The sequence below is a fragment of the Mammaliicoccus lentus genome (assembly GCF_002902755.1).
Taxonomy (GTDB): domain Bacteria; phylum Bacillota; class Bacilli; order Staphylococcales; family Staphylococcaceae; genus Mammaliicoccus; species Mammaliicoccus lentus.
In genome coordinates, this window is record NZ_PPRS01000037.1 from 1 (window position 1) to 16596 (window position 16596).

At 32.5% G+C, this 16596-nt stretch carries 15 protein-coding genes and 1 pseudogene; 3 read left to right on the forward strand and 13 right to left on the reverse strand.

Features of this window, described 5'->3' with window-relative positions; genetic code table 11:
• The first annotated feature begins 241 nt into the window (after window positions 1–241).
• Complete coding sequence (locus CD135_RS09995) at window positions 242–817, forward strand: Ltp family lipoprotein (RefSeq protein WP_017000451.1); 576 nt, start codon at window positions 242–244, stop codon at window positions 815–817.
• Between the two features lie 66 nt (window positions 818–883).
• On the opposite strand, the gene CD135_RS10000 is transcribed toward CD135_RS09995, so the two are convergent.
• A complete protein-coding gene (locus CD135_RS10000) occupies window positions 884–1207 on the reverse strand; it encodes a nuclear transport factor 2 family protein (RefSeq protein ID WP_017000452.1) in 324 nt (107 codons plus the stop codon).
• 158 nt (window positions 1208–1365) lie between these two features.
• Between CD135_RS10000 and CD135_RS10005 the strand changes: the two genes are divergently transcribed.
• Complete coding sequence (locus CD135_RS10005; RefSeq protein WP_017000453.1) at window positions 1366–1635, forward strand: YrhK family protein; 270 nt, start codon at window positions 1366–1368, stop codon at window positions 1633–1635.
• A 651-nt stretch (window positions 1636–2286) separates the two neighbouring features.
• Here the strand turns inward: CD135_RS10005 and glnA are convergent.
• The 4 genes from glnA to hflX form a co-directional block, all read right to left on the reverse strand.
• Window positions 2287–3627 carry a type I glutamate--ammonia ligase gene (gene glnA / locus CD135_RS10010; protein ID WP_103269392.1) on the reverse strand — a complete coding sequence of 447 codons (1341 nt, stop codon included), beginning with the start codon at window positions 3625–3627 and terminating at the stop codon, window positions 2287–2289.
• Window positions 3628–3646: 19 nt separating this feature from the next.
• Complete coding sequence (locus CD135_RS10015) at window positions 3647–4003, reverse strand: MerR family transcriptional regulator (protein WP_017000455.1); 357 nt, start codon at window positions 4001–4003, stop codon at window positions 3647–3649.
• An 87-nt stretch (window positions 4004–4090) separates the two neighbouring features.
• Complete coding sequence (locus CD135_RS10020; protein ID WP_103269393.1) at window positions 4091–5338, reverse strand: methionine gamma-lyase family protein; 1248 nt, start codon at window positions 5336–5338, stop codon at window positions 4091–4093.
• Between the two features lie 11 nt (window positions 5339–5349).
• Window positions 5350–6588, reverse strand: coding sequence for a GTPase HflX (gene hflX, locus CD135_RS10025; RefSeq protein WP_103269394.1), 1239 nt, complete (start codon window positions 6586–6588; stop codon window positions 5350–5352).
• A gap of 108 nt (window positions 6589–6696) precedes the next feature.
• Here hflX and CD135_RS10030 point away from each other — a divergent pair, with 108 nt between their 5' ends.
• Window positions 6697–7170 carry a glutathione peroxidase gene (locus CD135_RS10030; RefSeq protein ID WP_017000458.1) on the forward strand — a complete coding sequence of 158 codons (474 nt, stop codon included), beginning with the start codon at window positions 6697–6699 and terminating at the stop codon, window positions 7168–7170.
• A gap of 351 nt (window positions 7171–7521) precedes the next feature.
• Here CD135_RS10030 and hfq read toward each other — a convergent pair whose 3' ends face one another.
• The 8 genes and pseudogenes from hfq to mutL all read right to left on the reverse strand — a co-directional run bounded on the left by hfq (window position 7522) and on the right by mutL (window position 16593).
• Window positions 7522–7749: an RNA chaperone Hfq gene (gene hfq / locus CD135_RS10035; protein WP_017000459.1), complete on the reverse strand. Its 228-nt coding sequence runs from the start codon at window positions 7747–7749 to the stop codon at window positions 7522–7524.
• Window positions 7750–7762: 13 nt separating this feature from the next.
• On the reverse strand, window positions 7763–8692 hold the full coding sequence (miaA, locus tag CD135_RS10040) for a tRNA (adenosine(37)-N6)-dimethylallyltransferase MiaA (protein ID WP_103269395.1): 930 nt from the start codon (window positions 8690–8692) through the stop codon (window positions 7763–7765).
• Window position 8693: 1 nt separating this feature from the next.
• The gene (locus tag CD135_RS10045; protein ID WP_103269396.1) at window positions 8694–9704 is read right to left on the reverse strand and encodes an alpha/beta fold hydrolase; all 1011 of its coding nucleotides are present in this window, start codon (window positions 9702–9704) and stop codon (window positions 8694–8696) included.
• 63 nt (window positions 9705–9767) lie between these two features.
• The gene (locus CD135_RS10050) at window positions 9768–11444 is read right to left on the reverse strand and encodes a glycerol-3-phosphate dehydrogenase/oxidase (protein ID WP_103269397.1); all 1677 of its coding nucleotides are present in this window, start codon (window positions 11442–11444) and stop codon (window positions 9768–9770) included.
• A gap of 117 nt (window positions 11445–11561) precedes the next feature.
• Complete coding sequence (gene glpK, locus CD135_RS10055) at window positions 11562–13055, reverse strand: glycerol kinase GlpK (RefSeq protein ID WP_103269398.1); 1494 nt, start codon at window positions 13053–13055, stop codon at window positions 11562–11564.
• A gap of 26 nt (window positions 13056–13081) precedes the next feature.
• Window positions 13082–13899, reverse strand: a pseudogene (locus tag CD135_RS10060) (MIP/aquaporin family protein).
• Between the two features lie 162 nt (window positions 13900–14061).
• Entirely contained in the window at window positions 14062–14595 is a 534-nt protein-coding gene (locus CD135_RS10065; protein ID WP_017000464.1) for a glycerol-3-phosphate responsive antiterminator, read from the reverse strand.
• 9 nt (window positions 14596–14604) lie between these two features.
• Window positions 14605–16593: a DNA mismatch repair endonuclease MutL gene (gene mutL / locus CD135_RS10070; RefSeq protein ID WP_103269399.1), complete on the reverse strand. Its 1989-nt coding sequence runs from the start codon at window positions 16591–16593 to the stop codon at window positions 14605–14607.
• Window positions 16594–16596 lie beyond the last annotated feature (3 nt).

Sequence of the window (16596 nt, forward strand, 5' to 3'; positions counted from 1 at the left end):
ATATAATTTAAATGAGCATATATAGTTAGGAATAAGCAAGCTTAAAGAAAATTCATCCTCAATACTTATAGAAAACAGTAAAATTATATAAATAAAACAGTAAAAAGAGAGAAGAACTTGTTATTAAAATACAGTCTTCTCTCTTTTTTATTTTGATATTTTTTATTGAATAACTATATTTTAATTTAATTAATCACTTTAAGAAGTGTTTAATAAAAAATTATAAAGGAGAAGACGTACGATGGGAAAAAATAAAAAAGATGAAGTTTTATATAATGAGAAAGGAGAACGTGTCATTATTAAAGAAAAAAAGAAAAATCCTTTACTAGTTGGTTGTTTAGGTCTAATCATAATAATTATCATAATAAGTGCTTGTGCTGCAGCTTTAGGTGGTGGAAACAATAATAAATCATCAAATGATAAGGCTGAACAACAAGAGAAAAAATCAAGTAAGAATAATGATGAGAAAAATAAAAATGAATCTACTAATCAAGAAGAAAAAGATAGCCCTAAAACAACAAGAGAACAAAAAGCTGCTTTGAAAAAAGCAGAAACTTATTCTAAAACAATGCATATGTCTAAAAACGGTATCTATAATCAACTTACGTCATCAGTGGAAGGATTTAAACCCGAAGACGCTCAATATGCGGTAGATCATTTAAAAGCAGACTATAATAAGAATGCTTTAGAAAAAGCTAAAGAATATGCTAAAACTATGAATATGTCTAATGATGCGATTCATCAACAATTAACTTCGACTATAGAAGGTTTTACAGCTGAAGAAGCACAATATGCAATAGATCATTTAAAAAATTAAAATCTTTATACAAAACAATGGGGTGTTATTAAAACTACCCTATTGTTTTTTATTTATTATATCATTTCAAATACTCACCTTTGTTCCTTGATGAAAGATCAACTTCCATTCATCTTTATATAAAACCCATATCGAACTTCTATTACTAGCCATGCCAGAGCTTTTGTTTACTAAAATATATTTACACAAATAACTATTATTTGATAATTGTACTTCGTTAAAATTCAATATTTCATACTCATTAGAATCTAAATCAACCTCAATAAAATCTTCTTTTTTAAATACCTTTCCAGATTGGCCAAATTCTTCAAATTCAGGATGAAGGATATCTAAATACTTTCCATTTTTTCTATTATCCGAATTCAAGTGAAAATATTCGTATTCGATCATAAAATACACCCTTTTCTATCGTATATATTTTATAGTGATTAATTATCTTAATCATACACCTAAAAATATTATTTTTGTTTTCTATAACAATAATTTATATATAATCATTAACTTGAATATTCATTGTATATTGATATCATTAATTTGAGGTGGTAAAAATGAGATTTGAAGATAAAAAAGAACTAGAATTCACCGTTTTAGGCTTCGATATTAAGATTGATACTTTCTACAAATTACTTTATCAAATTAACGATATAATCTTAGCAATGTTCTTTATCGTTGGTAGTTTTTTATTTTTTAAAGAGTCTACAACATTTGCTGGTACTGTTTTATTTGTAATTGGTAGTATTCAAATGCTTATAAGACCATTAATCGCTATTACACGAGACATTCATATTAGTAAGGTAAAAAAAGATATTACAAAATAGATAAAAATAGGAGTGGGACAGAAATCTTATTTTAATAAATAGATTTCGTAGTCTCACCCCGGCAAGGATAACTAGGGTTGGAAAAAGCTTGATATAAGCGCATTTTTAATCCAGTCAGCTACTGCCATTTTAATAAATGAGGCTGAGACATGTATTTATGTCCCAGCCTCATTTTGTTATTTCTTAATTCTAGCATTTTTTCTTATGTTTACAGTTATTATATCAACTCTTAAATGATATTTCACTTTAGACTTTTCTCGTGAAGATATACGAAAGTACTTTTAAAAGTGTAACTACTTGGATTATTGTCTTAGTTAATCCAATAAGAAGTACTCTACTTGGATTATTGTCTTAGTTAATCCAACAAAAGGTACTCTACTTGGATTATTGTCTTAGTTAATCCAACAAAAGGTGCTCTACCTGGATTTTCGGCTTAGTTAATCCAACAAAAGGTGCTCTACTTGGATTTTCGGCTTAATTAATCCAACAAAAGGTGCTCTATTTGGATTTTCGGCCTAGTTAATCCAACAAAAGGTGCTCTACTTGGATTTTCGGCCTAATTAATCCAATAATAAAATCAACTCTTGCATTTTTGATTAATCCCATCCAAAAAAGAGCTAAGGATTTATATCCCTAGCTCCTCTATCGATATTAATATTGCTTAATATATTGTTCTCTTTCCCATTCTGATACTTGGGTTCTGTAGTAATCCCATTCTAATGATTTAGATTGGATAAATTGTCTGTAAATGTGATTACCTAATGCTGATCTTACTACATCGTTTTCTTTCATTGCTTTAACAGCTGTGTAAAGTGTTGATGGTAAGTCTTGTACGCCCACCGCTTCTCTTTCTTCTCTGTTCATTTCATAGATGTTTTGGTCTACTGATTCTGGTGGTGTTAATTTGTGTTTAATACCGTCTAATCCTGCTTCTAAGATTGTAGCTAATGCTAAGTATGGATTAGCTGCTGGGTCTACTGAACGGATTTCGACACGTGTTGACACGCCTCTTGATACTGGTATTCTTACTAGTGGTGAACGGTTCTGTCCACTCCATGCGATATAACATGGTGCTTCGTAACCTGGTACTAGTCGTTTGTATGAGTTAACTAATGGATTACATACTGCTGTGAATCCTCTTGCATTTTTCAAGATACCTGCAATAAAGTGGAATGCATTATCTGTAAGTTGCATGTCGCCATCTGGATCGAAGAACGCATTTTCTTTACCATTGAATAATGATACGTTAAAGTGCATTCCGCTTCCGTTTACACCGAATAATGGTTTTGGCATAAATGTTGCGTGTAAATTATGTTTACGTGCGATAGTTTTAACAACGAGTTTGAATGTTTGAATGTTATCACATGCTGTAATTGCGTCAGCATATTTAAAGTCTATTTCATGTTGGCCAGGTGCCACTTCATGGTGACTTGCTTCGATATCAAAGCCCATATCTTCTAATTCTAGTACGATATCACGACGACAGTTCTCACCTAAGTCTGTTGGTGCTAAGTCGAAGTATCCACCATTATCATTTAATTCTAATGTTGGTTCACCTTTTTCGTCTAGTTTAAATAAGAAGAATTCTGGTTCTGGTCCTAAGTTGAAATCTGTAAATCCTAATTCTTGCATTTCTTTTAAGACACGTTTCAAGTTAGTACGTGGGTCACCTGGGAATGGATTACCGTCTGGACTATAAACGTCACAGATTAATCGTGCTACTTTACCTTTACCTGCAGTCCATGGGAAAATCACCCAAGTGTTCAGGTCAGGACATAGATACATATCCGATTCTTCAATTCGCACGAATCCTTCAATTGAAGAACCGTCAAACATCATTTCATTGTTTAAAACTTTTGCTAATTGTGCAATTGGTACCTCTACATTTTTAATTGTTCCTAAAATGTCTGTAAATTGTAACCTTAAATAACGTACGTTTTCTTCGTCTGCAAAGCGAAAAATATCTTCTTTCGTAAATGTTTGCTTAGCCATGTGTTGATCCTCCAGTATTTTATTTAAAAAATCTTGATAAATCTCCACGGTTGAGTGGACCTTCTGTCTTCGAGGTACCTCTAATAACCCGCTCTCTCATACGTAGTTCTTCATCTGAAAGGTCATTTTTTTCTTCTAGAAGAATTTGTTTAATCCCTTTCATATTGAATCCCTTTTCGATGAGATTTTTAATTTCAAGTAATCTCTCTAAGTCATTTAATGAAAACAACCTCTGATTACCGTCAGTTCTTGTCGGTGTAACCAGCTCATTACTTTCATAATATCTGATTTGTCTTGCTGTAAGTTCTGTTAATTTGATGACTACACCTATTGGAAACACGGCCATGTTTCTTCTAATTAAATCTCTTGACAGCACGACCGCCTCCTTCTACTAAGAACTTAAAATAAATTTAGCACATAAATTTTCAGAAAACAATTATGTGTGAGGAAACCTCACACATAATTATAACATAACTAATTCTTTTTTCATTAATGTTTCCACTGCTCTAATTATCGCGATTTTAACGTGTTCATATGTTAATCCACCTTGAATATAAGCTTCATACGGTGCTCTAATTGGGCCATCAGCTGTTAATTCAATTGAAGAACCTTGTACAAAAGTTCCTGCTGCCATAATGACATCATCTTCATAGCCCGGCATATAACTAGGCATCGGGCTGAAATGTGCATTGATTGGCGATGCATGTTGTATAGACTGACAAAATGCAATCATTTGTTCAGCTGTATCAAATGTTACAGATTGTATTAAATCAGTTCTTTCATCTGTGTAATGTGGTGTTGTCTTCATATTTAATTTCTCCAATAGTAAGGACGTAAACAATGCGCCTTTTAAGCTTTGACTAACTACGTGTGGCGCTAAAAAGAACCCTTGATACATTTCAGGTAAACTACCTAATGAAGCCCCCGCTTCTTTACCGATACCAGGAGCTGTTAATCTATATGCACAACGCTCTATTAAATTTTGTTTACCTGAAATATATCCACCTATTTTAGATAATCCACCGCCTGGGTTTTTGATTAAAGAACCAGCAATTAAATCTGCGCCTACTTCTATAGGCTCTTTATCCTCTACGAATTCACCATAACAGTTATCTACGAAAATAATAATTTCTGGATAAACTTCTTTTATTCTAGTAATGGCATATCCTATTTGCTTTATTGTTAATGAAGGTCTAGAACTATAGCCTTTAGATCGTTGTATTGCGATTACTTTTGTTTTATCATTTATTTTGTTTAATACAGCATCAATATCAATATCATTATCTTTTAAAGGAACTTCATTGTATTGAATACCTTGTTCAATAAAACTCCCGATACCATTTCCATTAACACCGATTACTTCTAATAAAGTGTCATAAGGTGTACCTGTTATATACAGTAATTCTTCACCGTGTTTTAATTGACTATTTAATGCTATTGTAATCGCATGTGTTCCTGAAATAATTTGTGGTCTAACTAAACTATCTTCAGCTCGAAAGACTTCTGTATATACTTCTTCTAAATGATCTCGTCCCATATCATCATAACCATATCCTGTAGTACCGACTAAATCTGCTTCTGATATTTTCACTTTATGGAAAGCATCCAATACGCGTTCTTGAGCAATTAATGCATTATGCTCAATTCCATCAAAATATGGTCTTAATGTTGTTTCTACTTCTTTTACTAATGATTGTAATTTTTCTTCCATTTCTTTACCTCTTATTTTTGTTTATATCCTGTTATTTTATACATTTCATTTGTTTCATCAAACTCTAACGTTTCTACTAGTGTATGTGTTTTTTGCCAATACAATTGGTCAGCATCAGACGCATCTAATTCCATCTCATAATATTCCATTGTATTTTTAATCATTTCTACTAGCTTGTCTTTGAATACAACTTGATCTTGTTTATCTCTTGCTGACACAAATATAGAATTCTCGGAGACAGGTTGATTGATGTTATCTACTTTATCTTTTTTATTGAACACAACTAACATTGGAATGTGATTCATATCTAATTGTTTCACAAGTTTCATAACAGTTTCATACTGTTCCATATAATGTGGGTGACTAGCATCTACAACATGTATTAATAGTTGTGCATATTTTGCTTCTTCTAATGTTGATTTAAATGCTGCTATAAGTGTCGTAGGCAATTTTTGAATAAATCCAACCGTATCAGATAATATAATATTAAATCCTTCGTTTATTGAAACAGCTCTTGATTTAGGGTCTAACGTTGCGAATAATAAATCTTGTTCAAATGTTTCATCTTGTGATAACTGATTAAACCATGAAGATTTACCAGCGTTAGTATAACCTATTAACGCGACTTGATAAGCTTGGTTATGTTGTCTTCTTTCCCTATATCTTGAACGGTGAGATACAATCGTTTCTAGTTGATGTTTAATTTCGTTCATGCGCGTTCTAATGTGTCTTCTATCAGTTTCCAGTTTAGTTTCACCAGGACCTCTTGTACCAATTCCGCCACCTAAACGTGATAGACTTTTACCATGGCCAGACAGTCTAGGCAGTAAATAATCTAATTGTGCAAGTTCGACTTGTAACTGCCCTTCTCTACTAGAAGCACGTTGCGCAAATATTTCTAAAATTAATTGTGTTCTATCTATAATTTTAGTATCAAACAACTCATCTAATTGTTTCGACTGTGCAGTTGTTAACTCATCGTTAGCGATAATAGCATTTACTTTTACATCGTTTAAATCGATATATTCAACCACTTCTTCTATTTTACCTTTACCAAAGTAATATTGTTGATCTGGTCTATCTCTTTTTTGAGTAAATACTTCAATCACTTCTAATTGACTTGTTTTAGCTAAAGATTTTAGTTCTTCAACTGTTGATTGAAACGTATCCTCATCTACTTGTTTATCATGGAAAGCTAATAATATTACTTTCTCCGTTTCATGATCTGTTGTTATTAAATCATTTTTCATTTTTATCACGCTCTCTTTACTTCATTTTAACATATAATTAGATATGCATATTAATATGACTTTGAATAAATCTTTACTATAATAGAGTTAAGAAAAGGAGTGATTAGAATGTCTATATATGACTTCGAGGTTGCTAAAACAAATGGAGATACTTATTCGTTATCTGAATATAAAGGTAAAGCACTATTGATTGTCAATACAGCAAGTGAATGTGGTTTCACTCCACAGTTTGAAGGATTGGAACAACTTTATCAAGATTATAAAGATAAAGACTTTGTAGTACTTGGTTTCCCTTGTAACCAATTTGGTAATCAAGAACCAGGTGATTCATATGAAGCTTATCAAAATTGTAAATTAAATTATGGTGTTACATTCCCAATGCACGAAAAGATCAAAGTAAAAGGTTCTGATCAACATCCACTTTATGACTATTTAACAAGTGCTAAAAAAGGCATTTTAAACGGCTCCATAAAATGGAACTTCACTAAGTTTTTAGTGAATAAAGATGGAGAAGTTGTTAATCGCTTCTCACCACAAAAAAGTCCAGAACAGTTAAGAAATGCTATAGAAGAAGTATTATAAAAAGAAAGAGTTCGAGACTTTAATCATTGTTTCGGGCTCTTTCTATGTATTTGCAGTAGTGGACTCGATGTCTATGTTGCACGTGGATTTTGTAGTTCAAAACTTGGCTATAGCATTATCCTTATTGCCTTTTCTTGCCAAACGTGTCAACAGCGATAGCCTTATTGCCTTTTCTTGCCAAACGTATCAATAACGGTAGCCTTATTGCCTTTTCTCAGTAGTCTTGTCAATAAAGAGAATGTTATGTTTCACGTGAGCATCGTCTCGAAATATAACATTCTCTTTATTTATTAAAATAAAAAAGCTAAGACAAATAAATTGTCTTAGCTTTTTTAGCCACGAGCACAAAAATTACGCATTTTCTTTATTTTCTTCTTCTTGTGCTACGACAAAAGTAGAAATAGCATGTTTGTAGATAAGATTTTCAGTACCTAGAATATCTAGTAATACAACATTCTCGTCAAAACCTACAATTTTGCCTTTCATTTGGAAACCGTTTAATAAGAAGACTGTTAATTCAGTACCTTCAGATTTGAACTTCTCCAATAATACTTCTTGAATATTTTCTTTCTCTGCCATATGACTTTCCCCTTCACTTGGATAATTGGATTACGTTGTCTGCGATTTCTGATAAAGACTGTTCATCCCGTCGAAACCAAGTTACATTCATTTTATTTTTAAACCATGTCAATTGACGTTTGGCGTATCTTCTTGAATTCTGCTTGATTTGTTCTATTGCAATATCTATGTCTTTTTCTCCTTTTACAACGGGTATTAACTCTTTGTATCCAATTGCTTGCATACTTTGTGAATGTTCATACCCCATATCAACGAGATTAGATACTTCTCTTAATAATCCTCGCTCCAACATCATGTCAACACGCATATTAATTCTTTCATATAAAGTTTCGCGCGACATGTCTATCCCAATTAATAATGTACCATATTTTCCAGAAAATGTCTGGCTTTTCTTTCTTTCACTTAATGTTTTTTTAGTCTTCAAGTAGTACTCTATGGCTCTTTCTACTCTTTGACGATTGTTTGGATGCACTGATGACGCAGTTTCTGGATCAAATTCTTTTAAATAATTGTGCAATTCAATATTTGTATAATTCGATAATTCATCAAATTTATTATTAATTTTTTCCAATTCTTCATTTGTGATTTCTTCTTTTTCTAAATGATAATCATACAGTACTGACTGAACATATAAACCAGACCCACCTACTAATATAGGAAGTTTTCCTCTATTATGAATATCATCGATTATATTGGAAACATCTTCTTTAAACTTGTACACAGAATAAGGCTCATCTGGATTGTATGCATCCACTAAATGATGTTTTATGCCTTCTTTTTCTTGTTCTGTTACTTTTGCTGTACCTATATCTAATCCTTTATAAATTTGAAATGCATCACCATTGATAACTTCACCATTTAAAGCTTGAGCTAATCGTATACTAAGTTCAGTTTTACCAACTGCTGTTGGACCTACTATTGCGATTAACGGTTTTTTCGACATATTATTGTTCCTCTTTTTCTAATTGTTTAATTTGCGTCATCAACCAATTAAAGATGTGTTCATATACTACAGATTGGTTCGTTTCAAATAATACTTCATGTCTTTTATTTTTATATAATTGTACAGTGACATGTTTAACGCCATTTCTTTTATATAACGTGGCAAGCTTTTTAATACCTGTTCCAAAACCTCCAAAGTGATCTTCTTTACCAGAAAGCAGTAATATGGGCATATTGAGGTTTTGTTTTTTGATATAGCTTGATTTTTTGGATTGTTCAGCCGCTTTCACTGTTTCTAAAAAGACTCTGTGAGATACTGAATACCCAGTATAAGGATCTTCTTCGTAAATCTTTTTATTTTCTTCACTTTCGCTAATCCAATTGTTATCTTTATTTAATTCTTTATGTTTTCTATTAGGCGTCTTAAAGGCTAAGTTATTAATAAGTTTAGATTTAGTACGATTACCTAAAAATAGATTAACAAATTTTAATCCATATAAATTTAATTTACCTTGAATATTTGAATAGACAACAGTGCCGGATAAAATTAATATATTAACATCATCCGGATAATCATGAACATATTTTCTTGCTACTAAAGATCCCATAGAGCGACCTAACAGAATATAGGGCAAGTCATTGTTCAATTCAGGTTTGAAAGTATCTCTAATTTCTTTTAAATCTTCTACTAATTCTTTTAAACTATTAAAATGACCTCTAGTAGATTCTTCAATTTTTTTACCGTGGCCACGATGATTATGCCTAATAACATGGAAACCTCTTTTACAAAAATACTCTACTATGCCATCATATCTATCTTTATGTTCTGAAACACCATGTAAAATATGTAAGATACCTATTGGTTTTTCATCAGTTTTATCAATCGTCACTTCTAATGTTTGGCCAGATGATAATGTTATCATGTGATTAAATCTTCTCAAGATACGTACGCCTCCCTCAACCGTTATTATAGCAAATTCTATACTGCTTAAAAATACATTGCTTTCATACATAAAAATGCACCCAAAAATCAAGAGAAAATCTCACTTTTTGGGTGCGTTATTTGTAATCTTTAATTATTTAGCAATTGCAGGTTGATCATTTGGGTTAATCGCTTCTTTAACTGCTTTTTCTAATTCTTGTTTGTATACGCGTTTAGTATCTGCATCGTAGTTAAGAACTTTAGCCATAACTTCTAAGATACCATCTTTATATTCTAATACGTAATTGATATCAAAGTATAATCTACCTGAACGACGTACTAAGAAGTCAGTTGGTTTATGCACCATTTCTTTTTGAATACTATAGATAACTTCTGCATAAACTTCAACAGGTAAATCTAAGTCAGCAACTTGCGTAGCATGTGCAATTTCAAATACTTCATCTACGTTTGAACCATATTTTCTAGCTAAGTAACGTGCCACATCTTCAGAAAGATTGTAGTTTTTAGCTTCTTCTACTTTACTTTCAACAAATGCATCGTAGTTATTGCTTCCTCCTACGTTACCACCAGAAATATAAGTGTGCTTAGTCTCACAAGGTTTGAATTTCAATTTGTATTCTTCTTTTAATCGTTTACTTAATAAGTCTACAATATCTTGAGCCATGTGACGGTAACCTGTTAACTTACCACCAGCTATTGTTAATAGACCTGAGTCGCCTTCCCATATTTCATCTTTACGAGAAATTTCAGAAGGGTCTTTTCCTTTTTCAAAGATAAGAGGTCTTACACCAGCCCAAGTTGACTCGATATCACTATCTACAACTTTAACTGTAGGGAACATATAACGAATTGCATCTAGTAAATATTGACGATCTTCTTCAGTAACTTTAGGTGAAGATTTATCGTTATCATATACAGTGTCAGTTGTACCAACGTATGCTTTACCTTCTCTAGGAATAGCAAAAATCATTCTGCCATCACTTTCAGTATCAAAGTATACTGCTTGTCCTAATGGGAAGACACTTTGATCAATAACAATGTGTACACCTTTAGTTAGTCTTAATTGTTTATTATTAGTAGAATAGTCTTTACTTCTCACGTCATCTACCCAAGGTCCTGCAGCGTTAATAACTCTTTTACCTTTAATTTCAAACATTTCATTGTGAAGTAAATCTGTCACTTCTACACCTGAAACTTTATTTTTCTTGTTATATAAGAATTGATTTGCTTTAGCATAGTTGATGATATCTGCTCCAAATTCACGTGCGCGTTTCATTACTTCAATTGTTAAACGTGCATCATCAGTACGATATTCAACATAGTAACCGCCACCTTTAAGGCCATCTTGTTTAACAAGTGGTTCTTTTTCGATAGTTTCGTCTCTATTTAACATTGAACGGCGTTCTGATTTTTTAACACCTGCAAGAAAGTCATATACTTTTAATCCAATAGAAGTTGAAAATGGTCCCATACTTCCACCTTTATGCATCGGTAATAACATCCATTCAGGTGTTGTTACGTGAGGTCCATTTTCATATACAATTGCTCTTTCTTTACCAGTTTCAGCTACTACTCCAACTTGAAGTTGTTTTAAGTAACGTAAACCACCATGTACTAATTTAGTACTTCTAGAACTTGTACCTTGAGCAAAGTCTTGCATTTCTACTAAAGCGACTTTCATACCACGTTGTGAAGCATCAAGTGCGATTCCTGCACCTGTAATACCTCCACCTATAATAACGACATCATATTCTTTACTTTTAAGTTGATCTTTAACTTGATTACGATTTAATGCTGATAATTGTTGCATAACCATTTCCTCCTATAAATGTAAAAAAATGAGAGACTTATCCCTACAAATTAAATTGTATGAACAAAGCCTCTCACATCTCTACGGAATATTAACTTACCTTAATGATAACACAACTTAATCTAATTTAAAAGCTTGAGTGGCTTTAACTGCTGTTTTCCAACCTTTATAAAGAGATTCTCTCTCTTCTTCTTCAAGTTCTGGTTTGAATTCAGTTTCTAATTTCCATCTTTCTTGTATTTCATCTTTTGATTTCCAGAATCCAACTGCTAAACCTGCTAGGTATGCAGCACCTAATGCTGTTGTTTCACTTACTTCTGGTCTTTCAACAGGTGTATTTACAATATCAGCTTGGAATTGCATTAAGAAATCATTCTTAACAGCTCCACCATCTACTCTTAAAGTTTCTACAGTAATACCTGAATCTTTTTCCATTGCTTCTAATACGTCACGAGTTTGATAACATAATGATTCTAAAGTAACTCTAATGAAATGTTCTTTTTCAGTACCTCGAGTTAAACCAAATATTGCACCACGTGCGTCAGCATCCCAATATGGTGTACCTAAACCAACGAATGCTGGTACTACATAAACACCTTCTGTTGATTTAACACGTTTAGCATAATCTTCAGAAGCTGGTGCTGATTTAATCATTCTTAAACCGTCTCTTAACCATTGGATAGCTGAACCAGATACGAATATACTACCTTCAAGTGCATAATTAACTTTACCATCTAAACCGTATGCTAATGTTGTTAATAAACCGCTTTCTGATTTAACTGCTTTTTCACCAGTGTTCATTAACATGAAACCACCAGTACCGTATGTGTTTTTAACTTCACCTTTTTCGAAACATGCTTGTCCAAATAAAGCAGCTTGTTGGTCACCTGCTACACCTGCAATTGGAATTTTTTCACCGAAGAAATGATGCTCTTGTGTATAGCCGTAAACTTCACTTGAAGGTTTTACTTCAGGTAACATTGATGAAGGTACAGTTAAATATTCTAATAGCTCTTCATCCCATTTTAAATCATAAATATTGTACATTAAAGTACGACTAGCATTTGAATAGTCTGTAATGTGCGTGCCACCAGTGAATTTCCAAATTAGCCATGTATCAATTGTACCGAATAATAAATCGCCATTTTCAGCTTTTTCTCTAGCACCTTCAACATTATCTAAAATCCATTTTACTTTCGTACCTGAGAAATATGGATCTAATAGTAAACCAGTTTTATCTTTGAAAATTGGCTCTAAATCTTTAGATTTTAACTCAGCACAAATGTCTTGTGTTTGTCTTGATTGCCATACAATTGCGTGATATACAGGACGTCCAGTATTTTTATCCCACACAACTGCAGTTTCCCTTTGGTTTGTAATTCCGATACCTTCAATTTGTTCAGGGGAAATATTATTCTCGTTTAATACACTTGCAATAACGGATAAAACTGATGTCCAAATTTCATTTGCATCATGTTCTACCCAACCACCTTTTGGAAAGTATTGCTTAAACTCACGTTGGCTTACAAATTGAATTGTCCCGTCTTTATCAAATAAAATCGCTCTTGAACTTGTCGTTCCTTGGTCAATTGATAAAATATATTTTTCCATATTAAACACTCCTAATATTTTGTATATTACAGAATCTCTGAAGTTTCATCTTTAAGAATTGCTTTATTCAATACTATACCGAATAACACTACAACGACAGTAAAGATGATTGAGAAAATGATAAATCCATTAACGATCCCGTTAAATAAAATGTTATATAAAGCTGCACCAAACATACCACCAGCGATTGGACCTAAAATAGGTACCGGTGAGTATTTCCAGTTAGAATCACCTTTACCTGGAATAGGTAATAACATATGCATAATACGAGGACCGATATCACGTGCTGGATTAATAGCATAACCTGTAGCTCCCCCTAAACTTAAACCAATCGCTACGATTAATAAACCAACTATTACTGGATTTAAACCATCTGTAAATTTATTAGCTCCTATAAATAATAATCCCATAACTAAGATCATAGTTCCAATAATCTCACTTAAGAAGTTTGCGATATAGTTTGGATATGAAGGTCCTGTAGAGAATACTCCAAGCTTCGCACCTTGATCTTCAGTTTTTTCCAGTGAGGTAAGTAAGAAGCCCAAACGAAACCTGCACCGATCATTGCACCAATCATTTGTGCAATAATAAACGGAATAACTTTAGACCAAGGGAATGATCCATCAATTGCAAATCCTAACGTTACTGCAGGGTTTAAATGCGCTCCCGACACATTACCTACTGCATAAACACCTAACATTACGGCTAAACCCCAACCTAATGAAATAACTATCCAATCAGCACCTTTACCTAAAGTCCCTTTTAGGTTGACGTTAGCACAAACACCGCCACCAAATAAAGTTAATATGGCAGTTCCTACTAATTCTGCCAAAAATTCACTCATATTAAACAACCTCCTATAGATTCTTGCTAATACATAAAAAGACCCCTACACAAACCTATACAAATTCATTGCATAGATATCCACGTAGAGGTCTCATTTACTCATCTCATATATTAACTTACTTAAGAGTATAATACTTAATGAAAACGTTGTCAAATCGACTTACCAAATTTCTGTATCACTTGTCGTTATATACTTTGCACCGCTTTCAATAGCTAATTGTATTTCTTCTTCAGTGTTAATTAAACCACCAGCTATAATACTTTTCCCAGTCTTTTCACTAATTTCTTTTATTACTTTCGCAGCAACTCCAGGTAATACTTCAACGAAATCCGGATCAGCTTGTTTAATCAATTCTATACTTCTACTTAAAGCAGTACTATCCAATATAAATACTCTTAAAGTTGTAAGTGTATTTAACTTTTTAGCTCTTCTAATAACTTTTGTCTTAGTAGAAATAACACCATGCGGTCTGAATTGCTGAATAATATATTCAACAGCCGCTTCATCATTTGATAATCCTTTAATTAAATCTATATGCAACATAACTTCTTTATCGTTTTTCTTCATTTGATTTAAGATACCTTGTAAATGACCAATATGGGTATCTAATAAAACACATCTTTTATAATCTAACTTAAAAAACTTTTCCATATCTTTCATAGAGCGAATTGCGGGTAATAAATGCTCGTTCATATTATCCTCCTACATTACACGTTTAAATAACTTTTCTAGTTCATAAGTCGTTAATTCTATAATAATTGGTCTACCATGCGGACAAGTGAATGGATCAGTTGTTTCTCTTAACTCGTCTATTAAATGAGCCATTTCATGATTTCTTAAATAATGATTCGCTTTTATAGATTTTTTACAACTCATCATGATTGCCGCATCTTCTCTAAGTTTCTTAATATCTACACGCTCATGTTTTAATACATAATCAATCATATCTTTAATGACTTCTTCTGCTTCAACTTGAGGTAACCATACAGGATATTCACTAACCATATAATCATGATGACCAATAGGTTCTAAAAATATTCCTGCTTCTTTCAATGGTTGAAAGTATTTTTCTATAATCATATGTTCATCTCTAGAAAAATTAAAAGTTAAAGGTAATAATAAACTTTGAGTCTCGTTTGTTACCTCACCAATTTTCTCTTTGAAATACTCATATTTAATACGTTCTTGAGCTGCGTGTTGATCTATCATAAACATACCTGTATCATTTTGCGCGATGATATATGTGCCGTGAACTTGCCCTACTACTTCCATATAAGGAACTCTAGGTTTATCTTGCGTTTCATGTTGTTCAGGTGGCAATTCGTATGTGTCTTGATCGTATTGTGTTTGTTCTGTTTCTTCTCGCAAAATTGGTTCTTCTTTTTCAATATTAAACTCATTTTCCGGATTTTTATTTTCTTGTTCTTCATCTTCTACGTGATGAGCGCCTTGTTCTTCTTGTATATAAGAATTATTCTCTTTCGGTTTAAAATGCCATTGTGATGATGGTTCACTTTTTTCTGTTTCAGAAATAATAGGTTTAGGATCATTTATTGAGTTTGTAAAATTTGGTGTTGTAGGAGAATGATTCTCAGATGATGTTTCTGTTCGATTTTTTGCTTCAAAATCTAAACGTTGTTGTTCAAATATTTCTTTCTGAGATTTCTTTTGTTGATGCTTCTCTAACGAAGTACCAGGTATTAAAGATAATCCTCTAAATGCTTCTTTAATTTTATGATTAATTAAATCGAACAACGACTGTTCTTTTGAAATTCTAACTTCTAATTTAGTTGGATGCACATTCACATCAACTAAAATTGGATCCATTTCAATATTTAAGTAAACGATAGGATATCGACCAATTGGTAAAAGTGTGTGATAACCTTCAATAATCGCCTTATTCAATACAAAATTCTTAATATAACGCCCATTTATGAATATAGAAATATAATGCCTATTGCTTCTTGTATGTTCGGGTTTACAAACGAATCCGTGCATAACATAGTCTTCAGTTTCACCTTTAATTTCAACTAAATCTTTCGCGATTTTCATACCATATATTTCAGCCATTACTTCATTTGTACGGCCAGAGCCATTTGTCGATATTACTGTTTTTTCATCAGAAACTAAGTTAAACGCTATGTGCGGATGACTCATCGCCATTCGGTTAACAATATCTGTAATTTTCCCTAATTCAGTATATAAACTTTTTACATATTTTAATCTTGCAGGTGTGTTATAGAACAATTCGCTAACAAGAATATCAGTTCCTTTTTTAGCTTTAGCTGGCTGTTGTTTAATTATTTCTCCATTTTCAACAAGGACTTCATGACCTAATAGACCATCTGTACAAGTTTTCATAGTTACTTTACTGACTGAGGATATACTCGCTAAAGCCTCACCTCTAAATCCTAAAGTTCTAATATGGAATAAATCATAATCGTTATCAATTTTACTTGTAGCGTGCCTACCAAAAGCTTTACCGATATCCTCTTCATCTATGCCTGTGCCATTATCTACAACTCTTATTGATTGTATACCTGATTCTTTAATTGTAATGTCAATTTGTGTTGCTTGTGCATCTATAGCATTTTCCAACAACTCTTTAACAACTGAAGCTGGTCTTTCAACCACTTCTCCAGCTGCTATTTTATTGGCTAAGGATAATTCAAGTTCTTTAATTTTTCCCAATGC